The organism is Streptomyces sp. NBC_01363, from assembly GCF_026340595.1.
Lineage (GTDB): Bacteria > Actinomycetota > Actinomycetes > Streptomycetales > Streptomycetaceae > Streptomyces.
On sequence record NZ_JAPEPF010000001.1, the window covers coordinates 1,768,344 to 1,788,137 of the forward strand.

Here is a 19,794-nt window from a genome sequence, read left to right on the forward strand (position 1 = left end):
GATGCGGGTACTGGTCGCCGAGGACGAGGAAATCCTGGCGGAGCTGGTCGCGACCGGACTGCGGCGGGCCGGTTTCGCCGTCGACACGGTGTACAGCGGTGACGCCGCCCTCGCCTACCTGGGGCTGCACGACTACGACGTCGTCGTCCTCGACCGCGACCTGCCGCGGGTGCACGGCGACGACGTGGCGCGCGGCCTCGTCGCCTCCGGTTCCCGGACCAGGATCCTGATGCTCACCGCCGCCGGCTCCATGGAGGACCGGGTCGCCGGGCTCGACCTCGGCGCCGACGACTACCTGGGCAAACCCTTCGAGTTCCCCGAGCTGGTGTCGCGGGTACGGGCGCTGCGGCGGCGCAGTGCCCGCCCCGTGCCGCCGCAGTTGGAGCGGCACGGCATCCGGCTCGACACCGTGCGGCGGACCGCCTCGCGGGACGGGCGGGAGCTGGACCTCTCGCCGAAGGAGTTCTCGGTGCTCCAGCTGCTGCTGGAGGCCGACGGCGGGACCGTCAGCGCCGAGGAACTGCTGGAGCGGGCCTGGGACGCCAACGCCGATCCGTTCACCGGCGCCGTCCGCGTCTGCATGAGCAAGCTCCGCGGGAAGCTCGGGGAACCGGCGCTGATCCGTACGGTGCAGGGCGTGGGGTACGCCCTGTGAGGCGCCCGGCCCAGGTGCCGCACTCCAGGATCCGGACCCGGATCGCGCTCGTGTACGGGGGAGTGTTCCTGATCCTCGGCACGGCGCTGCTCGTCACCGTCAACCTGGCCTCCCGTGCCGGTACGGACTCCCAGGCGCGTGACATCGCGCGCACCGCCGCGGTGGTCCAGCCCGGCTACGCGGTGAACGGTCCGCTCGTCACCCGGCGGAGTCTCGGGCCGCCCACCGTCTACGACCTCACCGACCACGTCAGCGACGCGGCCGGGCATCAGCTGCTCGTGTGGTCCGCGGCCTCGCTGCTCGTCATGACGGCCTGCGCGGTCGCCGTGGGCTGGTGGACCGCGGGGCGGGTGCTGCGGCCTGTCCACGCCATGACCGCGAAGGCGCGCCGGCTCTCCGAGCACAATCTGCACGAGCGGATCGCGTCCAGCGGCCCCGACGACGAGCTGAAGGAGCTCGGCGACACGCTCGACGCGCTGCTGGCCCGGCTGGAGAAGGCGTTCGACAGCCAGCGGCGGTTCATCGCCAACGCCTCCCACGAGCTGCGGACCCCGCTCGCCACCCAGCGGGCCGCGATCCAGATCGGTCTGGACGACCCGACCCCGGAGGATCTCGTACGGACCCGGCAGACGCTCCTGGACAACAACCGGCGCAGCGAGCGGCTCATAGAGGGGCTGCTGGTCCTGGCGCGCAGTGAGCGCGGGCTCGCGGAGGGCGAGCGGGAGACGGTGGATCTCGCGCAGGTGGTGGCGGAGGAGGCGGCCCGGCACCCGGGCGTGCGGGCCGATACGCACTTCTGCACGGTGCGGGGGAACCGGATGCTGCTCGCGCAGGTGGTGGCGAATCTGCTGGCCAACGCCGTCACGTACAACGTGCCGGACGGGACGGTGGACGTGTCACTGGTGACGGCCGGTGGCGGGGCGCTGCTGGAGGTGCGCAACACCGGCCCCGTGGTGGACGCGGCGGACATCCCCGGGCTGTTCGAGCCGTTCCGGCGGGGCGAGGGCAAGGACCGGATGGGGCGCGGGTCGGGGCTCGGCCTCTCGATCGTGCGCTCCATCGCCGTCGCGCACGGCGGTACGGTCACGGCGGTGCCGGGCCCCGGGGGCGGGCTCGCCGTGACCGTACGTCTGCCGGTGGATCAGGCGTCGGCCGCGGTGTCGCGGGCCGCGATCCACGCGGGGAGCGCGGCGAGGACCTCGCGGTAGAACGTGGTGTCCGCGACCTCCCGGGGCGCGGGGCCCGCGTGGAAGAACCCAGCGTTCGGGGCGTCCAGCTTGCGCAGGAAGTCGAAGCCCTTGGCGTCTTCGTCGCCGAACGCGACGAACTGGAAGAACAGCGGCAGCCGCGCCGCGTCGGCCAGCGCCTGCTTGGCGGCCTGCTTGGCGTCCGGCGGGCCGTCCGTCTGGAAGATCACCAGGGCGGGGCCGGTCGCCTCCGACTTCTCGTAGTGCGCGACGACCTCTTCGACGGCGCACTGGTAGTTCGTACGGCCGAGGCGGCCGAGGCCCGCGTTCAGCTCGTCGATCCGGCCCTCGTGGTCGGCGAGGCCGACCGTGCCGGTGCCGTCGATGTCCGTCGAGAAGAAGACGACGGGGACGGACGCGTTCTCGTCCAGGTGCGCGGCGAGTGCCACGGTGCGGTCGCCCAGGTGCTGGGCGCTGCCGTCCTTGTAGAACGGCCGCATGGAGCCGGAGCGGTCGAGGACCAGGTAGACGGTGGCGCGCAGCCCGGTCAGCCCGTGCGCCTTCAGCCCGGCCTGGGCAGCCTTGTACGAGTCGACGAGCCCGGGAGCACGCGACTTGACCTTGGCAAGGGTGAGCGCGGGCTTGGAGGTGGGGGCGGTGGCGGGGGTGGACGCCGGGGCCGGGGCCGCCTCGGGGGTGGGCTCGGGCGCGGGTTCGGCCTGCGCCTCGGGTTCGGCGGGGGCCTCGACCTCCTCCTCGGCCTTTACCGGCTCCGGCTCGGGGGTGGGCTCGGGCGCGGGTTCGGCCTGCGCCTCGGGTTCGGCGGGGGCCTCGACCTCCTCCTCGGCCTTTACCGGCTCCGGTTCCGGCTCGGCCTCAGCGGCCACGGGCTCGTCCTTGGCCACCGGCTCCGTCTCCGGCTCCGTCTCCGCGACGGCCGGCTCGGCCTCGGCGGGAGCCTTCACCCCGGCGGGAGCCTCGACGACCTCCGCGGCCTTCGGCTCCGGCTCCGTCTCCGCGGCCTTCGGCTCCGCAGTCTCGACGACCTCCGGCTCCGTCTCCGCGGCCTTGACGGTCTCCGCCGACTCCGGCTTCGGGGCCGAGCCCTGCGACGGGATCGTGGGGAGGGACGCCTTGTCGAAGGCGGCTGCCACCAGGTCCGAGGCCAGACCGCTGTCGTCGACGGACCGGGGAGAGGCGGGGGCCGGTACCGGAGCCCTGGTGGCCGGGGCGGTTTCGAGCACCGGGGCGGGCTCCGCGGCCGGCTCGTCCGCCGTCACCGTCTCCGTCGCCGTGACCGGCTCCGAATCCGCGGGCGCGGTGCGTTCGGTCTGGGGCGGGACCGTGGCCGTCGACGCGTCCTGCTCCGCGCGGTCGCGGCCGAACACCTTGCGCAGCAAGCTCCGAATGCCCATGGGCGAGGCCTTTCGCGTGAGTTGGGTGCGAGAAATGTCCGACCTGCGGGAATTGATCCCTGGCCAGGGCGGATACGTAAGGTTAGCGGCCGGATCCGGCCCTTCGGTGGCGCGGCCCGCCCGTGTGGGAACTGAGACCGACCGATCCCTGAATGACTCCCGTGTGCATGCCGTGCGGGCCTGATGTGCGTCGCTCAAATGTGCGTACCTGGTCCCGAGTTGCCTCGTTAACGTGAACGGACGGTGTGCCCGACGCGAAGTCGGGCGCACCGTTGTCCGCTGTTTGCCTGCGTTGCAGAGAAAGGCTCCGCCATGGGAAAACCATCCCGTAGAACGCGTTTTGCCGCCTGCGCCCTTGCGGCAGGGGCGATGCTTTCCGGCCTCGCTCCGACGGTCGGTGCCGCCGCCGCTCCGGCGTCCGCCTCGCCGTCCGCGGCGCAGGCAGCCGACGACCCCGTACCGGGCCACGAGGGTATGCCGGACGACGGATTCGACAACGAATCCGAGGCCGAGCAGGACGACTTCGCCGGAACCGGAACCGGAACCGGAACCGGAACCGGAACCGGAACCGGACCCGGAACCGCAACGGGCAACGAGGCCGCATCCACCGCCCCGCGCGTCTCCGCTTCCGCCCCCGTCCCCGGCCGGGCCGGCGACTTCAAGCTGGCGAAGAGCACCGAAATGTCCGGTCTCGTCACGAAACTGGACGCCGCGCTGCCCAAACAGGGCCTCACCGAGCTGATGGAGCAGGCCAATCGGCCGGCCGGCTGGGAGAGCGCCTGTGGAACCGCCGGTATCTACGGCTCCGATCTGGCGGTCAACCACCGCGTCTGCTGGAAGAGCGACGACGCCACCTCCTCGGAGTGGGTGCCGCAGGCCATCACCGGCGTCTCGGACGCGCAGGAGGACGAGGACTGGGGCACGTCCAACGCCGAGCCGATCGCCGTGGCCGGTTACGACGCGGAGAACCCGGGCCGCAGCAACTACGCCTCGGGCAGCGACAACTGCGTCCAGAGCTCGGCATCGGACGCCTGCAACGAAAAGGGCATCCGGGTCAGCTTCTTCAACCAGGCCACCCAGATGTACCGCCATGTGCTGCTGGTCTGGCCGTACATGAACTCCAAGGACCACATCTCCTTCGACGCGCTGCACGCGCGCGAGGGCAGGTGCACCACCGAGGTGACGCCCTCCTGCGCCGCGCAGAACGGCATCCACGCCGGTGGAATGGTCTGGTACGGCAACTACCTGTACGTCGCCGACACCGCCAACGGCATGCGGGTCTTCGACCTGCGCAAGATCATGGATCTCAACCCGGACAACAAGGCAGACATCGACGACCCGACGCCGGACGGTCTGGTCAGCAACGTCGTGGACAAGAAGCGGGTCGGCCGGCAGAACAACGTCTGGTACGGCTACGGCTACCGCTATGTCATGCCGCAGGTCGCCACGCTGAAGTTCACCACGGCGAAGAACGGCGGGACCACCAGCGGGAACCAGTGCTACGCCACCGGTCGCCCGAAGGCCTCGTACATCTCGCTGGACCGTACCGACACCGACCACATGGTTCTCGGTGAGTACTGCAACACCAACAACGGCGGCACGAGCCCCGGCCGCGTCGGCACGTATCCGATGACCGCGCTGACCGCCGCGGTCGAGGGCGCGACCGGTACGGCCGCCGATGCCGACCTGGCCTACGGCCTGCCGACCGGTGCCACCTTCGACGGCGAGGCCCTGTGGCACAAGATCCAGGGCGTCACGCGGTACGAGGGCAAGTGGTACTTCCACCGCAGCAACGGCTACGACAACGGCAGGCTGCTCCAGGCCACGCCCGGCACGGTCGACGGAACGTCCCGGCTCGTCGGCAACGCGAAGACGCTGGAGTCGGCGTTCGGGCCCGAGGACCTCTACCTCGCGCACGGGCGCGGAGACGGCTTCGCGCCGCAGCTGTGGTCGCTGAGCGAGCACGCGTCGAGCAAGTGCGGGGCGTGCAAGCGCGAGGTGTACAGCTACAACATGTCCGAAGTGGTCAGCGACTTCGGCTGATCCGCGCGACCTGACTCACCGGACCTGACCCGGAGCGTGCACCGCACTACAGTCGGATGCATGGTTTCCGGTGAGGCGCCGCAGGCGGAGGGCAGTGTTCGGGTCGATGTCTGGATCTGGTCGGTCCGGCTGACGAAGACCCGTTCGCAGGCCGCTGCCGCCTGCCGCGCGGGTCATGTGAAGGTCGCCGGCGAGCGCGCCAAGCCCGCCCAGGCGTTGCGCGTCGGCGACGAGGTGCGGCTCCGGCATGCCGGCCGCGACCGGATCGTGGTCGTGTCGAAGATCGTCAAGAAGAGGGTCGGCCCTCCGGTGGCGGCGGAGTGCTTCATCGACAACAGTCCGCCGCCACCGCCGCGCGAGGCGGCGATCCAGGTTCCGGTACGGGACCGGGGCGCGGGGCGGCCGACGAAGCGGGACCGGCGCGAGATGGAGCGGCTGCGGGGGCCCGGCCCCACGGAGTGACGGCCGGGCGGGCCGATTGCCCCCGCTACGGCTGGGGGGACGCGATGGCCCTGGCCGCCGCCACCTCCTGGCGCAGCGGGGCCAGTACGCCTTCCTCGTCGCCCGGGAGTTCGGTGCGCACCTCCACCAGGACCTCGCTCGCCCGTATCCCGTCGGCCAGCTCCCGCAGCTGCCGCTGGACCTCCGCGACCTCCGCCGGCGGCGGCTCGGGTGCTCCGTGGTTGACCCGGACCCGGGCCGCCGTCGTCGCGTCCACGATGCGTTCGACCGCGACGACCAGCGGCCACCAGGCGGCGGCCCGGGTGCCGACCGGGGGCGGCTCCGTCAGGGCGCGCTGGAATTCGGAACGTACGACCGACAGATCGCGGTAGATCCGGCGCCGGGCCCGCACCCGTTCCGCGTGGTCGCCGGAGCGGCCCGGCTCGAAGGCGTACGCCACGTAGTCGGCGATGTCCGTCACCGCGTCCGCGAGCCGGTGGCCGATCCGTACGTGCCAGCTCTCCGGCCACAGCAGGTAGCCCGCCACCAGCACGATCGCGCAGCCGATCAGGCTGTCCAGGAAGCGCGGCCAGACCAGATGGAAGCCCTGGTGGTTCAGCAGGTCGGACAGGAGCAGGATCACCGGGGTGATGGCCGCGGTCTGGAAGGCGTAGCCCTTCGCGGTGAGCGCCGGGATCAGCGCGGCGAGCACCACCATCACCGGCACGTCCCACCAGCCGATCGGCACCGCGGCGAGCACCGGTGCGGCGATCACGAGACCGGCCGCGGTGCCCACCGAGCGCAGCACGGCCCGCGAGAACACCGAGCCGAAGTCGGGCTTGAGGACGAACGTGACGGTCAGCGCGACCCAGTAGGAGCGCGGCACCGGGATCAGCGAGGTCAGTGCCTGGGCCAGGCCGATGCAGAGGGCCAGGCGCAGCCCGTACCGCCACGAGGCCCCGGAGAGCAGTACGTCGCGGGTGGTCCGCCGGATCCGTACCCCGAGGACGGCGGGGCGGCCGAGCCGGTCGTCGACGTTGTACGGGTCGGGGTCGGCCTTGTGCACGACGACCGCCGCGTGCCGCAGGGCGCTGTCCACCGCCCGGGTGGCGGGCGAGTCCGGTGCGGGCAGGGTGAGTTCGGGGCGGCCGGTGCGGCTCTCCTCGACGGCGGCGGCCAGTTCGCGCACCGCCGCCGGGATCTCGTCCGGGAGCGTGAGCCGGCGCACATGGACGGCGGGCGCCGCTTCGACGAGCGGGATGACGACATTGAGCTGGGCGAGCAGCCGCACCATGGCGTTGCTGCGGCCGTGGTAGCGGGCCCGGCGGGCCAGGATCAGGTCGTAGGAGGTGTTGAGGGACTGGGTGACGGCGTGGCGCTGGTCCTCGTACGCGTGGGTGCCCGCGGCGGCGAGCAGGTCGGCGACCGCGAGATAGGTGCCCGCGACCGCGACCCGCTCCGGAAGCTTCCGCCGCAGCGGCCAGGCCAGCAGGGTCAGGGCGAGGACGAACAGACCGCCGACCGTGAGCAGCAGCGGCGCCACCCACCAGGGTTCCGGCATCGGGAGTCCGGCGCCGACCACCGCGTTGAGCAGGAGCAGCAGCCCGGACACGGAGGCGACGGCGCCGATCGTCGACATCATTCCGGAGACCAGGCCGACCAGGGTCAGCGCGGCGACGGCCGCCCAGCCGGTTCCGTACACCAGCGTGCCGAGCATGATGCCGAGCGCGCCGAAGAGCTGCGGTACGGCGATGTTGAGGATGCGCATCCGGTACGCGTCGGCGGTGTCGCCGATGACGCCGGAGAGCGCGCCCATGGAGACGAGCGCGCCGTACGCCGGCCGGTCCAGCGCGAAGCCGACGGCGAGCGGTGCGGCCAGGGAGACGGAGGCACGCAGGACCGCCGCCCAGGCGATGGGCGTGGACGACTGCGGGCGCAGGCCGCTGAGCAGCCAGGGGGGTGGCGTCGCGCGCCGCCGTCCGGATGCGGCCTCCGTGTCGGTCAACGCGTCCCCCTGAGTCGTACGGTCAGCTGCGGTAGCCCTCGACCTCGTCGGCGGGCCGGACCTCCGCCGTGGACGGATCCTCGCCGAACTCGCTCAGTGCACGGCGCTGTCGCAGCAGGTCCCAGCACTGGTCGAGCCGTACCTCAACGGTACGCAGCCGTGACTTCTCGTCCGCGCTCAGGCCCATCTCCCGGGTGGAGCGGTCGCGCAGGCTCCGTTCCTCGGAGATGAGCCCGCCGATGTCGTCGATGATGTCGCGTTCGCGGTCGTCCATGACGTCTCGTCTCCTTCGGGGGAGGTGGGCGGTGTACGGGAGGGGGCTCAGAGCGCGATGACGGTCTTGCCACGTGCGCCACCCGTCCGGTTCCGGTCGAGGGCCTGCGGGGCTTTCTCCAGCGGGAGTTCGATGTCGATGGGCACCCGCAGCACACCTTCGGCGGCGCCCGCGGCCAGGACGTCGAGCAGGACCGGGGTGGGTTCGAGCCGGAAGTCGATGCCGGTCACGCCCGCGGGCAGGGCGGCGCCGACGGCGACGCCCCGGGTGGTGAGGGCGATGCCGCCGCCGCGTACCAGGGCGGCATGGGCGGCGAAGGATTCCGGGGTGGTGGAGACCAGGTCGACCAGCGCGTCGACGCCGTCCGGGCAGCTCTCCCGTACCGCCGCTTCGAGCGGGCGGTCGGTGACGTCGATCGTGACGGCGGCGCCCAGCTCCGTCATCCGCCTGCGCTCGTCGCCGCGCACGGCGGCGATCACGCGTATGTCGCGGGCCGAGGCGAGCTGGGTCAGATAGCTGCCGACGCCGCCCGCCGCACCGACGATCAGCAGGCTCTCGTGGCCGCGGAACACTGCGATCTCCAGGATCTGGGCGGCCGTCATCCCGGCGGAGGGCAGCGCGGCCGCGGCCCGGAGGGGGAGGCCGGGCGGGACGACGGTGATGGCGGAGTCCTGCGGCACGGACACGTAGTCGCAGTACGTGCCGCCCCCGGCCGCGTTCGGCCGGGCGACCCGGCCGAAGACCTGGTCGCCGACCCGGAAACGGTTGTCGCCGCTGCCGATCATGTCCACCCGGCCGGCGAAGTCCACGCCGATGACCATCGGGAACACGCGCTGCGCCGGTCCGTCGTCCGGGGAACCCTGTGCGGCCTGCCAGTCGGACGGATTGAGCGCGGCGTACTCGATCCTGACCCGTACCTCTCCGGCTTCCGGCTCGGGCTTGGGTATCTCCACCAGTGCGGGGTCGGCCCGGAACGCGCCGACGGCTATGGCTCGCATGCGGAAGACCTCTCAGTCGCCCCCGATCCGGCAGTCATGAGATCCACTCTTCCCCGGCCCGCCCGCCGCCGCACGTCGAGCCCGGGGCGGGCCGTCCCCGGCCCGCCCGCCGTCGTACGAGCCCCGCGCACAGCGCCACCGCCAGCCCCGCGGCGCACACGATCCACACCGTCGTGCGCAGCGAGCCCGTCAGGGCGTCGTACACCGCCGCCGCCCCCGCCGTCTCGCTGTCCGGCACCTCGGACAGCACCCGGTCGCGGGTGTACGCGATCACCGCGCGCAGCAGGAGCGCCCCGAGCGCGAGGCCGAGCCCGGCCAGGGCGGTGGCGGAGAGTGCGGCGAGCCCGGAGCGCCTGCGCCCCGGGCCGCCGCCGCGCGCCCAGGCCACGACCACGGCCAGGACGGCGACCACGAGCGTGCCCACGGCCGGCCAGACGCTGCCGGTCCGCAGCAGGCGGAAGGTCTGGCGCAGCTGGTCGGCGCGGTCGGCGGAGATGAGCGTGATGTCGGTGTGCTGGACCGGGATCCGGTCGGCGAACGGCACCCCGTTCTCCTGCAGATTCTGTTTGACCCGCTCGGTCACGGGCGCCAGATCGATGATCACGGCCTCGCCGGTGTTGCCGTTCAGAGCGGCGGTGACGGCCTTGTGGGCGGTGCGGTTGGCGGCGTTCCACGCGTCCTGGAAGGCGTCGGTGGTGGTGAAGGACAGCACCGCCTGGCGCAGGAAGTCCCGCACGGTGTTCTGGAGCGGCCCGGCGTCGATCTGCTTCATCGCCCCGTCGGTGATGAGGTCGGTGACGGTGTTCTGCACATCGGGGTCGGAGGCGAGCGGGGCCACCGCGCCGACGTAACGGTCCGTGTTGTCGATCTCCAGATCCACCCAGGCGGACAGCGCGCCGACCGGGACGAGGACGGCGAGCAGCACCACCAGCACCACCGAGAGACCCGCCGAGAGATACGTCCGCACCCTCCCAGGGAATCCCGTGGACGGGCGGCGCGCCCCGGGTTGTGGGCCATCCGAGTTGCCGGGCGGCACGGCCGGGTGTGCCCTGGAAGGAAACAGGGGCGACGGAAGGAGAACTCCGCCATGTCCACACACGCAGCAATGCCGACCCGCGGACGGACCGGGCCGAGGGCACACGCACGCGGGCACAGCACGCTCTCCTGGGCGATACCCGTCACGCTGGGTGCCGCGTACGGCCTCTACGCCTCGTTCATCCTCCGCAACAACGGCGCGAGCGGTGGCCGGCAGTTCTGGTACGGCCTGATCACCGCGGTGGTGCTCGCCGCCCTGTGCTTCGCGCTGGGCCGGATCCAGCACGCCATGCTGCCCCTGGTGCGGGCGGCGGCCTACGGCGCGCTGACGGCTGCGGCGGTCGGCCTGCTGGTCGGGCTGACCGATTCGAGCGTGCTGCGGTCCTCGGCGCTGGGACTGGCGGTCGGCCTCGGCATGTTCATCACCACCTTCTACATCTTCTACACGCACGAGGACATCCGCCCCCGTGCGTGAACGCGGGCGGCACGCACCGCACGTGCCGCCCGACGACCTGCCGCGCCCCGCTGTCAGCCGTTCGCCGGCGGCGGGGCGCACGACATCACCGCGTGCACCGTGGTGGCCCGGGTCAGGTCCGCCACCACCTGGCCCGCGTCGGTCCTGAGCGTCATCCGGCCCCCGCGGGCGCGCAGCGGTTCCCCGCAGACCGTTCCGGCGGGGGTGGTGACCGAGACGCGGGGGCCCTCCTTCGACGGCCCGTACCAGGTGATCCCCACGGCCGCGATGAGCAGCGCGGCGCAGCAGAGAGTGAACGGCACGCCCCGTCCGAGGGCCTGGGCGGCGCGCAGCGCCTCGGTGTGGTCCTCGGCGACGTGGTCGACCCGGAACGCGCCGGTGTCGCCCGCGGCCGCCGGACGGCCGTGGGCGGCGCGCAGCAGCGACAGGCTCCCCGCGGCGCCGCAGAGGAGCGCGAGGAGCAGCACGAGGCCGACGGCGACGGCGTACGGGGCGGCGAGCGAGCCGATGTCGCTGCGGCCCCGGAGGAGGCCGAACCCGACCAGCCCGGCCAGGAGCGCGGCGAGGCCGTTGCGCCAGGCCAGTGCCGACTCCCGGACCCGGGGCAGCTCCCGGCGCAGCAGGGCGCGGTGATGGCGGGCCGCGAGCCGGTCGGCCGGGACCCCGGCCGGTCCCGGTACGGCACGCCAGGTCATCTCCGCTCCCTCTCCAGCAGGATGTTCCAGTACGCCCCGCAGCCCTCCTCGTCGCCGGGCCGGCCAGGATGCTCGGTCGTGCAGACGCAGAGCACCGGCACCGGGACGAGCCCCGTGCCGGTGCGCCGGGGCCGGCCGGTGCGCGGCGCGGCCCGGACGACGGAACGCGTCCAGGTGTAGACCGTCGCGCAGTGGCAGCGCGGGCAGGTGCCGGTCAGGACGGCTCCGTCCCCGGTGGCTTCGATGCGCAGGCCGGCGGTGTACGAGGAGGGGTAGCCGGGCTCCGTGACCTCTTCGTACGGGAGGGCGGACGCACGCCCCGTACGAGCGGGGTCCGTCGGGGGGTTTCGCGTGGGCGGGGCGGGCTCGGGCATGAGGCGTCTCCCGTGGGCGGGGCGGCGGACGTCAGTGGCTCGCGTCCGGTTTCCGATGCTGCCAGAAGGCCGGGCCCTGTTCGGGCGCGGAGGCTTCGGCGCGGTACGCCGTCGGCGGCGCGTCGGTGTCGTGCCGCCGCTCGGTGCCGGAATCACCGCTGGCCGGAGGGTTGTTGTCCGGTTTCCGGTCGATTATGGGACGTATTCCGGCGGCTGCCGCGAAACGGTCCTGGCGACCGGTGCCCGTGGGCATCATGTCCGCAACAGGGCCCCGCATCGACTCGGGGGGCGCCGTGACTGCCCGAACGGGCGGCGGGAGGAGGGGTGTTGAACGACACCGACGACGCCGGGCTGCGGGAGCGGGCGGCCGACGCGATCCGCCGGACGGCGGGAGCGCGGGCACTGCCCGCGGCGGTCGCCGCGCCGACGGGCCCGCAGGGAGCGGAACGTGACGCGCTGATATCCGAACTGCGTGCTCTGAGCGCGGAGTTCGAACGGGACCTGCCGGGCGATCCGCTGGGGCAGGCGGTGACGGCCCGGCTCGGGACACTGACCGGCTCGCGGTGGGCGGCCGACGGGGCGGAGTCCGACCGGCACGAGGCGATACGCCTGCTGCGTGGGGCCCGCGCGTCCGGTCTCCTCGCACCGGACGACCACCTGGGGGCCGCGCGCGAACTCGTCGCCCTGCTGCTGGGCCCGGCGGTGCGCGTCGCTCCGGGCCGCTTCGACAGCGCGATCGGCCTGGACGGGTTCTCGCTGCTGATGCAGATGGGCAAGCCCGAGAAGCTCGGCGGTGCCGGCGTCATCGAAGCCCTTCCCGAACTCCAGCAGTTGGTGGAGGAGATCGGCGGCGCCGCGCCTCCCGTCCTCCAGGGCCTCTCGATGATGAGCGCGTACGCCGAGGCGCTGAACGGGGGCGATGCCCGGGGTCTGGCGGCCATGTGCGAGCAGATGCTCGCCGGTGACCTCGGCCCGATGATGCCCTCCGGCCCGTTGGGCTCCGTCGTGCGGACGCTGATGCCGTTGGTCAGATCCAGCGCACAGGGACTGGCTGACGAGGGCCCGGCATCGGATGCGACGGACCTGGCGGGCGAGGGTCCGGCATCGGATGCGGCGGACCTGGCGGGCGAGGAACCGGCATCGGATGCTACGGACCTGACGAGCGAGGAACCGGCCGCCGTGGGCGGCGGCCCGGCGGCGCAGGACGGGCGTCCGTCGGCCCTGCCGGAACTGGCTCGGGCCGTCTCCGCCCTGTCGGCACCGGATTCGGACGACAACATGCGCGACATCGTGGCCCTGCTCGCCGAGATGGACCGGCCGGGCGTGCTCGCACCGGACGAATTCGCCGAGCTGCTGACCAGGCTGGGTGACCCCGGGCAGGGGGCGGAGCCCGGTGACCAGGTCCTGTCCGCACTCGGCGCGATGGGGCTCGGAATCCGCACCGGCCGTCCGGAGGAATTCCAGGAGGCGCTGCGGCTGATCCGCGAGGCCGCGGCGGCGGCGGGCCCGGACGACAAGATGGCCTGGATGGCGCGGAGCATGCTGCCCGGTGCCCTGGTCGGCGCCATGCTGGTCGGCGGGAGCCTCCAGGACCTGGAGGAGGCGCAGGCGATTCTGGAGGATCTCCTGACCCCCGGTGAGGGGCTGTCGGCCGATGCTCTGCCCGAACTGCCGGGCTTGAGCGAAGCATTGATGGTCAATCAGTGTCTGCGGATCCACATACGGGCGACCGGGGCGGGCGAGGTCGGCGATACGGAGACGCTCGAAGCGCTGGTGGGAGAACTCCTCGACATTCTGGACGCCTGTGAGGACACCGAGTGGTCGTTCCTCCCGCTCTACGAGCTGGGCGTGGTCCATCTCTCCCTCGCTTGGCTCACCGGCAGCATCGACTCGCTGCGCAGTGCGGTGCACTACCAGGAACAGGCGCTGACGAGCCCGGACGTACCACTGCTGGCACAGACGATGCTCGACATGAGCTGGGCGCCGCTGCTGACCTTGAGCTCCTTCCTCGAACCCTCCGTCGACCGTATCCAGGAAGGCATCCGGCGGACCCGGGCGACCTTGCTGGGTGCGCCCGTCATGGTCGATCAGCGGGTGCGGGCACGGCAGGCGATCGGGCTGGCCCTCGACGCGGTGTACGGCATGACCGGCGATCCGTCCGTCCTGGACGAGATGATCACCGAGCTGGAGTGCACCGAGGAGGAGCTGACGGGGGTGAGCGGGGGGTCGGCCGCCGCCATGCACTGGCAGCTGGCCGACGCGTACGGGCGGCGAGCCGCCCACGGAGGGGACGACCTGGTCAGGGCGGTCGAGAGCGCCCGGCACTCGCTCCGCACCATCGCCGACGACGTCCTGCTCCAGCAGGGCGTCCAGCACGGCCTCCAGGTCGCCAGGACCGGTGCCAGCCGCGCGCTGGCCGCCGCCGGCTGGGCGGTCGGTGCCGGGCGGCCCGCGGACGCGGTGGCCTGTCTGGAGGAGGGACGGGCACTGGTCCTCGGGGCGGCGGCGGTCTCGGCCACGGTCGCCGAACGGCTGGCGGAGCGCGGCGAGCACGAACTGGCCGACAGGTGGCGCCGGGAAACCTCCCGGAGAACCACCGGCCCCCGCGCGGGAGGCAGCCGGTCGGAGCTGGCGGAGGTCGTGCTGGGCGCGTCGTTCGGTAGCCCGGAACTGCCGAGCGCCCTGCGCCGCCGGGCCCTGGAACTGCTGCGTCCCGCCGACGGGGAGGACGTCCCCGGGCGGATTCCCGCCGTGTCCGAGCTGGTCGCCGCCGCCGGGCGCGCGGGGATCGACGCGTTGGTGTACCTCCTGCCGGGGCAGGGAGGCGCGGACGGCTCCGCCGTGCTGCTGGTCCCGGGGCAGCCGCCCCGGTCGCTGCCCCTGCCCGGTCTGTCGGCCGAGGGCCGGGCCCCGCTCGACGGCTATCTGGACGCCGCGGCCCAGCACGCCACGGCCCGGCGGGGGCAGCAGCGCTGGGAGGCCGCACTGGACGCGCTCTGCGCCTGGGCGGGCGAGGCCGTGATGGCCCCCGTCCTCGACGAACTCGCGTTGTGGGAAAGGGGACTCACGGAATCGGGCCTGGTGGGCGGCCCCGCGACGCAACCCGCGCCACAACCGGTCCGGCTGACCCTGATCGCCTGCGGGAACCTCGGTGTGGTGCCCTGGCAGGCGGCCCTGCTCACGGTCCCCCCGGCACCCGGGCACGGCCCGGCGCCGGACGGCAGGCCCGGCACGGTACGGGCGTGTGAGCTGGCCGTCCTCTCGTACGCCGCGTCCGGACGGGAGTTCGCACGGGCGGCCGGCCGGGAACGACTGCCGGCCGCCCTGGGACAGGCGCTGGTGTGCGTTCCCGGCTGGGACCTGGACGGTGCCGAGGACGAGATTCTGGCCCTGGCCGACACCTACTACCCGGACGCCGCCCTGTACGGAACCCTGATGACCCGCGACCTGACCCCGGAACCGCCCGAGGGCACCCCGCAGGAAGTGCTGGCGCTGCTGGGGGCGGGGCCCGGACGGGACACCGGGCGCGTCGCCCTCGTGCACCTGGCCTGCCACGGGGTGGCGGGTTCCGACCCCACCGCCTCAGCGCTGGAACTCGGCTGGCCGCAGGGCACGGAACCGGAGGCGGGCAGACTCACGGTCACCGCGCTGCTGGACACACCGTTCGACCGTACGGAGGGGGCGGGCGGCCCCCTGGTCGTGCTCAGCGCCTGCGAGACGGACCTCAGCGCCCGCGACCACGACGAGGCGCTGACACTGACCACGGCCCTGGCGCACCGGCTGGCCGCCGACGTGGTGGGCTCCCGCTGGACCGTCCCGGACGTGGCCAGCTCGGTACTGATGACCGTCTTCCACGACCGTCTCGGCGCCGGGCTGGCCCCGCCGGACGCGCTGCGGGCCGCCCAGCGCTGGATGCTGGCGCCGCCCGGCCGACGGGACACCGTGCGCGGTCTGACGCCCGAACTCGGCCGTGCGGCCGCCGAGCTGGACCTGTCGGTGCCGTTCGCCTGGGCCGCCTTCATCCACCAGGGCAATCCGGGAGCGGCCGGCCAGGACGGCGCCCCCGGCACGCATACGTCCGCCCCGTCTGCCCCGCTCGCCCCGTGAAAGGAGAAGCACGGAGATGACCCCTGACGCGTTCCTTTCCCTGCTCCGCACCCACTGGCCGATGACGCTCGCCGCTCTCGACGGCGGCCGGCGCGCACGGCTGTGCGACGGTCTGAACGACCTCGCGGCGGCCGGTGACCGCAAGGCCGTCGAACGGGCCCTGCGCGGCCTGCGGCTGCAACTGCGCGCCCTGCCCTCCGACCACCCGGTGGCCCGGGAGCTGAGCGGCACGGTCCGCTACGCGGACGCCCCGTCCGCCCCGACGGTCGACCGGGCGCTGCTCGGCGAACTCCTCGACCTGTTCGCCGACCCTCCGCCCGGCCCCGCGGAGTTGCTCCGTACCGCTCATGAACGGCTGTGGGAGACCCCGGCCCTGGGCCCGGCGGAACTCGCCCCGGAAACCGCGGACGACCCCGCGGCCGCCGGTCTCATCAGACTGCGCCATCCCGGGGCCGGGGACCGGTATCCCCGGTTCCAGTTCGCCCCGGGCACGACCGAACCGCTGCCGGTGGTGCGTCGTATCAACCACATCCTGATGGCCGACAAGGACCCCTGGGGCGCCGCGGACTGGTGGCTCGGCGGCAACGGCCGGCTGGCGGGAATCCCGGCCGAACTCCTCGGCGCCGTCCCCGACGAGGACCTCGCGCGGGCCGCACTCGAACTGGTGGCGGGCTGATGGACCAGATCCCGCCCACCGGCGTCGCCATGCGGCCCCTGCTGCGCGTCCTGCCCGCGGGGACCGAGCTCTGGCGCTGCCACGAGAACGACTTCGGCCCCGAGTCCTTCAACCCCAACCAAGCCCACCCGTACTTCCGCGGCAACCGGTTCGACGCCACCGAACAGGACCCCTACCCGTTCCTCTACGCCGCGCTCGACCCGGTCACCGCGCTCTGCGAAGTCCTGCTGCGCGCGGTCGACTTCGAGGACCGCACGGCGGTGCGGCTGGTCCCATGGGCGCAGGCGTCCCGGTACACGCTCTCGGTGGTGCGCACCACCCGCGAACTGTCCCTCGTCGAACTGGCGACGGCCGAGGGCCTGGCCGCCGTCTGGCAGGACTCCTGGCTGGTCGACTCCGAGGCCGGGGACTACCCGAAGACCCGCTACTGGGTACGGCTGATGCGTGAGCACGCCTCCGAGACGCACGGTCTGGTCTGGGAGTCGAAGCGGTGCCGGCCCAGGAGCGCCCTGCAGCTCTTCGGTGACCGTTGCGGGGAGGCACCGCTGGACACCGACCCGGACCGAAGCCTGCGGCTCGACTCCCCCGAGGGCCTGGCCGAGGCGAACCGGCTGCTCAACCCGCTCCGGGCCGTGATCTCCTCGCCCTGGCCGGACTGACGCCCCGCCCCGCCCCGGTCGGGACGGAGCGGCGCCGCCTCAGCAGGGCCCGTCCCCCGTGATGCGGACGGTGCAGCCGACCCGGTGGCTCAGCTGGAGGCGGTCGCCGTGGCGCAGCCGGTGCCGTTCACCCGGCAGGAGGTGACCGCCGTTCACCCAGGTGCCGTTCACGGTTCCGTCGGTCTCCTCGGTGACCCAGACCGTGCCGTCGGGATCGACGCTCACACTGGCATGCCGACGGGACACGACGGACAGGTCCTTGAAGGCACCGGCCGAGGCGGGGGCCCAGTCCGGGTCCCTGCCGAGCCTCAGTGGTTCCCCGGGCTGGACGGGCAGCGACAGGGCCAGGGTGTCGAAGTGCAGCACCACCCGGGTGCCGGGCGGCGCCGTCCCGCCGCCCTCGCCGCCGATCCGGGCCAGACAGCGTGGACAGCGCGGGGTCCCGGGCGGCACGAGAGCCGCACAGCCGGGGCAGCGCACGCCGGCGGCGGTGTCCGGGGGAGGCGGGACCGGCCCGCGCACCTCCTCGTCCGGTACGGATTCCCAGTCGTCGTCGTACCCGTCGTACCCCTCGTAACCGTCGTGTCCCTCGTACCCGTCGTCCCGGTCCCCGTCGGTGCCCCGGACCGGCGCGGTCATCGCTGACCGGGCACGAAGCCGGGCGACGTATCGATGCGGATCTCCACCCGGCCGTCGTCGCGCTCGTGGACCTCCCGCACCGACACGGTCCAGCCCGCACCGATCGCCGGATCGGCGAACAGGGCGCGGGCCAGCGGGTTGATCAGGTGCGTCTCCAGCGTCATGCCGATGCCCCGGCCGCCGTTCCACTGGTCGTGCGTGCAGTACTCGGTCAGCTGGGCCCGTGCGTGCGGGGAGAGTTCGAGGGAGATGCTGTGCTCGGCCAGCAACTGGCGCCGGATGTTGTCGATCTGGAGCTTCATGATCCGTTCGGCCACCTCGCCGGAGATGAAGTCGAAGACCACCACATTGCCGCCGAGCCGGTTCATCAGCTCGGGCCGGCCGATGACGTGCTCGAAGTGACGCTTCACGTTCAGCCGCACGGTCCGGGCCAGTTCCCGGTACGGGGTTCCCGGGCGGACGATCCACTCCCGTTCCTCGGTCTGCGGGTCGGTGCGCTGCACCCCCAGATTGGAGGTGAAGATCAGCACGCATTCGCTGAAGTACGTGGTGACGCCCTGCCCGTCGGTGAGCCTGCCGTCCTCCAGCACCTGGAGGAACTTGTCGAGAACTCCCTTGTCGGCCTTCTCGATCTCGTCGAACAGGATCACCCGGAACGGATTGCCGCGCACCGCGGTCGTCAGCTCTCCGCCCGCCTCGTACCCCACGTATCCGGGCGGGGCCCCCACCAGGCGGTCCGCCGAGTGCGAGGAGGAGAACTCACTCATGTCGAAGCGCAGATACGCCTGGTCGCTGTCGAACAGCACCGAGGCGACGGCCTTGGCCAGCTCGGTCTTGCCCGTGCCGGTGGGGCCCGCGAAGAACAGCACGCCACGCGGCCGGTGGCCCGGGTTGGTGGCCTGGGAGCCCGAGAGCCCCATCGCGGCCCGCTTGAGGATGTCCAGCGTCATGGAGACGGCCGCCTCCTGACCGAGCACCCGCTCCGGCACGGTGCGTTCGCCCTCGATGATCCGCTGCCGGATCTCGTCGCGCCGCCACGGGTTCTTCTCCACCCCCAGCCGGTACATCCGTACCGCGTCGGCCATGGCGCCGAACGGAATGCCCCGGGAGAGGGCCAGGTCGAGGGATTGCCGCATGGCCCGCAGCGGCAGCCCGACGGACGCCCGTGCGAAGGCGTCCACCGGGTCCTTGCCCGTCACCCCGCCACCGGTGCGGTGCCCGTCGTCGTCCGGCCCGGTGTGCTCGTGCCGCAGGAGGGCGGCCATCCGCCGGCGTTCGTCGGCGTCCGGGTCGGGCACCGCGATGGTGCGGATGCGTTCGCTCCCGGAGACCAGCCAGTTCGGCAGATCGCGTTCGCCCTCGGTGAGCCAGATGACCGGGTTGAACAGCGGTGTGGCGCCGCGGCTCGCGGACGGCGACAGCACGCCCGGCGGCAGCGGGACCGGCGCGGCCTGCTCGGCGAGCTTGAGGCAGGCCACGAAGAAGTCGCGCTCGGACTCGGTGAGCCGGGTGACATCGGTGGTCAGCCGGGCGGCGTGCTCGACGAGCAGGGCGACCCGGAGGGGCGCCGCCGACCGGCCGTTGCCGTGGCCGGCGCGCCGGTGCTCGGCCCAGCCCGTGACGATGCCGTGGAGCAGCGGCTCGATCTCCATCAGGACCGGCGGGCGGTGCCGGTCCCGGCCGCCGGACTGCCGGGTGACATGCAGCAGTTCCTCGACCATCAGCTGTTCGGGGCCCGTGACGACGCGGAAGCCCCGGATCTGGTCGTAGCGGATCAGCGCCTGGTACCCCAGCCTGCGCAGGGCGTTCCACACGACCTCGACCAACGGGTGGTGGGCGTCCCGGGAACGGTGACGCACCAGGTGGAGGTCCTGGATGTTGCCGTGCAGGACGTACTGGGAGTGCACGCCCAGCGTGCTCGTCAGCTCCTCGACGAACAGCGGCACCGCGCGCTCCGGCCCGCCCTCCTCCGTGCCGTCCCGGACCTCGGCGGGCGGTCCGTCGTGGCCCGGACGGTGCTTGCGGTAGTCGTAGGACCGCGTGTCCTCGGTGCCGTGGGTGTCCACACCCTTCCTCCGCATCCTCGATCGTGTTCACGTCTTCCGCGACGGCGGGG

At 73.0% G+C, this 19,794-nt stretch carries 17 protein-coding genes; 8 read left to right on the forward strand and 9 right to left on the reverse strand.

Features of this window, described 5'->3' with window-relative positions:
* The first annotated feature begins 1 nt into the window (after window position 1).
* Together OG611_RS08320 and OG611_RS08325 are read left to right on the forward strand one after the other, a co-directional pair.
* On the forward strand, window positions 2–655 hold the full coding sequence (locus OG611_RS08320) for a response regulator transcription factor (RefSeq protein ID WP_164495293.1): 654 nt from the start codon (window positions 2–4) through the stop codon (window positions 653–655).
* Window positions 652–1,863, forward strand: coding sequence for a cell wall metabolism sensor histidine kinase WalK (locus tag OG611_RS08325; protein WP_266417032.1), 1,212 nt, complete (start codon window positions 652–654; stop codon window positions 1,861–1,863). The genes OG611_RS08320 and OG611_RS08325 overlap by 4 nt, the downstream gene beginning before the upstream one ends.
* Here the strand turns inward: OG611_RS08325 and OG611_RS08330 are convergent.
* Window positions 1,797–3,257, reverse strand: coding sequence for a VWA domain-containing protein (locus OG611_RS08330; protein WP_266417034.1), 1,461 nt, complete (start codon window positions 3,255–3,257; stop codon window positions 1,797–1,799). The genes OG611_RS08325 and OG611_RS08330 overlap by 67 nt on opposite strands.
* 369 nt (window positions 3,258–3,626) lie before the next feature.
* Here OG611_RS08330 and OG611_RS08335 point away from each other — a divergent pair, with 369 nt between their 5' ends.
* Both OG611_RS08335 and OG611_RS08340 read left to right on the forward strand, forming a co-directional pair.
* Complete coding sequence (locus OG611_RS08335) at window positions 3,627–5,300, forward strand: hypothetical protein (RefSeq protein WP_266417037.1); 1,674 nt, start codon at window positions 3,627–3,629, stop codon at window positions 5,298–5,300.
* Window positions 5,301–5,360: 60 nt separating this feature from the next.
* Window positions 5,361–5,762, forward strand: a complete 402-nt coding sequence (locus tag OG611_RS08340) for an RNA-binding S4 domain-containing protein (protein ID WP_266417039.1) — start codon at window positions 5,361–5,363, stop codon at window positions 5,760–5,762.
* 25 nt (window positions 5,763–5,787) lie between these two features.
* Here OG611_RS08340 and OG611_RS08345 read toward each other — a convergent pair whose 3' ends face one another.
* Genes OG611_RS08345 through OG611_RS08360 form a run of 4 tightly spaced genes read right to left on the reverse strand, consistent with a single transcriptional unit; the run spans window position 5,788 to window position 9,985 of the window.
* Window positions 5,788–7,746 carry an FUSC family protein gene (locus OG611_RS08345; protein ID WP_266417042.1) on the reverse strand — a complete coding sequence of 653 codons (1,959 nt, stop codon included), beginning with the start codon at window positions 7,744–7,746 and terminating at the stop codon, window positions 5,788–5,790.
* Window positions 7,747–7,768: 22 nt separating this feature from the next.
* On the reverse strand, window positions 7,769–8,020 hold the full coding sequence (locus tag OG611_RS08350; RefSeq protein ID WP_266417045.1) for a DUF2630 family protein: 252 nt from the start codon (window positions 8,018–8,020) through the stop codon (window positions 7,769–7,771).
* A 47-nt stretch (window positions 8,021–8,067) separates the two neighbouring features.
* A complete protein-coding gene (locus OG611_RS08355) occupies window positions 8,068–9,018 on the reverse strand; it encodes an NADP-dependent oxidoreductase (protein ID WP_266417047.1) in 951 nt (316 codons plus the stop codon).
* Between the two features lie 34 nt (window positions 9,019–9,052).
* Window positions 9,053–9,985, reverse strand: a complete 933-nt coding sequence (locus OG611_RS08360) for a hypothetical protein (protein WP_266417049.1) — start codon at window positions 9,983–9,985, stop codon at window positions 9,053–9,055.
* A gap of 120 nt (window positions 9,986–10,105) precedes the next feature.
* On the opposite strand from OG611_RS08360, the gene OG611_RS08365 reads away from it, so the two are divergent.
* Window positions 10,106–10,528, forward strand: a complete 423-nt coding sequence (locus OG611_RS08365) for a hypothetical protein (RefSeq protein ID WP_266417051.1) — start codon at window positions 10,106–10,108, stop codon at window positions 10,526–10,528.
* Window positions 10,529–10,581: 53 nt separating this feature from the next.
* Here OG611_RS08365 and OG611_RS08370 read toward each other — a convergent pair whose 3' ends face one another.
* Window positions 10,582–11,223 (reverse strand): hypothetical protein, encoded by a 642-nt coding sequence (locus tag OG611_RS08370; RefSeq protein WP_266417053.1) that lies wholly within the window; start codon window positions 11,221–11,223, stop codon window positions 10,582–10,584.
* The gene (locus OG611_RS08375; RefSeq protein WP_266417055.1) at window positions 11,220–11,597 is read right to left on the reverse strand and encodes a hypothetical protein; all 378 of its coding nucleotides are present in this window, start codon (window positions 11,595–11,597) and stop codon (window positions 11,220–11,222) included. Before OG611_RS08375 ends, OG611_RS08370 begins: the two co-directional genes overlap by 4 nt.
* Before the next feature lie 327 nt (window positions 11,598–11,924).
* On the opposite strand from OG611_RS08375, the gene OG611_RS08380 reads away from it, so the two are divergent.
* Genes OG611_RS08380 through OG611_RS08390 form a run of 3 tightly spaced genes read left to right on the forward strand, consistent with a single transcriptional unit; the run spans window position 11,925 to window position 17,039 of the window.
* Window positions 11,925–15,704: a CHAT domain-containing protein gene (locus OG611_RS08380; protein ID WP_266417056.1), complete on the forward strand. Its 3,780-nt coding sequence runs from the start codon at window positions 11,925–11,927 to the stop codon at window positions 15,702–15,704.
* A gap of 16 nt (window positions 15,705–15,720) precedes the next feature.
* Window positions 15,721–16,380, forward strand: a complete 660-nt coding sequence (locus OG611_RS08385; protein ID WP_266417057.1) for a hypothetical protein — start codon at window positions 15,721–15,723, stop codon at window positions 16,378–16,380.
* Entirely contained in the window at window positions 16,380–17,039 is a 660-nt protein-coding gene (locus OG611_RS08390) for an RES family NAD+ phosphorylase (RefSeq protein WP_266417059.1), read from the forward strand. The genes OG611_RS08385 and OG611_RS08390 overlap by 1 nt, the downstream gene beginning before the upstream one ends.
* A 39-nt stretch (window positions 17,040–17,078) precedes the next feature.
* Here OG611_RS08390 and OG611_RS08395 read toward each other — a convergent pair whose 3' ends face one another.
* Both OG611_RS08395 and OG611_RS08400 read right to left on the reverse strand, forming a co-directional pair.
* Window positions 17,079–17,678, reverse strand: a complete 600-nt coding sequence (locus tag OG611_RS08395; RefSeq protein ID WP_266417061.1) for an FHA domain-containing protein — start codon at window positions 17,676–17,678, stop codon at window positions 17,079–17,081.
* Window positions 17,675–19,744, reverse strand: coding sequence for an AAA family ATPase (locus OG611_RS08400; RefSeq protein WP_266417063.1), 2,070 nt, complete (start codon window positions 19,742–19,744; stop codon window positions 17,675–17,677). Before OG611_RS08400 ends, OG611_RS08395 begins: the two co-directional genes overlap by 4 nt.
* Window positions 19,745–19,794: the final 50 nt, after the last annotated feature.

Excerpts from the sequence above, each read along its gene's own strand:
- OG611_RS08330 (WP_266417034.1), bottom strand. The coding sequence starts at position 3,257 with ATGGGCATTCGGAGCTTGCTGCGCAAGGTGTTCGGCCGCGACCGCGCG.
- OG611_RS08375 (WP_266417055.1), bottom strand. The coding sequence starts at position 11,597 with ATGCCCGAGCCCGCCCCGCCCACGCGAAACCCCCCGACGGACCCCGCT.
- OG611_RS08350 (WP_266417045.1), bottom strand. The coding sequence starts at position 8,020 with ATGGACGACCGCGAACGCGACATCATCGACGACATCGGCGGGCTCATC.
- OG611_RS08370 (WP_266417053.1), bottom strand. The coding sequence starts at position 11,223 with ATGACCTGGCGTGCCGTACCGGGACCGGCCGGGGTCCCGGCCGACCGG.
- OG611_RS08320 (WP_164495293.1), top strand. The coding sequence starts at position 2 with ATGCGGGTACTGGTCGCCGAGGACGAGGAAATCCTGGCGGAGCTGGTC.
- OG611_RS08335 (WP_266417037.1), top strand. The coding sequence starts at position 3,627 with ATGCTTTCCGGCCTCGCTCCGACGGTCGGTGCCGCCGCCGCTCCGGCG.
- OG611_RS08395 (WP_266417061.1), bottom strand. The coding sequence starts at position 17,678 with ATGACCGCGCCGGTCCGGGGCACCGACGGGGACCGGGACGACGGGTAC.
- OG611_RS08365 (WP_266417051.1), top strand. The coding sequence starts at position 10,106 with ATGTCCACACACGCAGCAATGCCGACCCGCGGACGGACCGGGCCGAGG.
- OG611_RS08390 (WP_266417059.1), top strand. The coding sequence starts at position 16,380 with ATGGACCAGATCCCGCCCACCGGCGTCGCCATGCGGCCCCTGCTGCGC.
- OG611_RS08340 (WP_266417039.1), top strand. The coding sequence starts at position 5,361 with ATGGTTTCCGGTGAGGCGCCGCAGGCGGAGGGCAGTGTTCGGGTCGAT.
- OG611_RS08355 (WP_266417047.1), bottom strand. The coding sequence starts at position 9,018 with ATGCGAGCCATAGCCGTCGGCGCGTTCCGGGCCGACCCCGCACTGGTG.
- OG611_RS08385 (WP_266417057.1), top strand. The coding sequence starts at position 15,721 with ATGACCCCTGACGCGTTCCTTTCCCTGCTCCGCACCCACTGGCCGATG.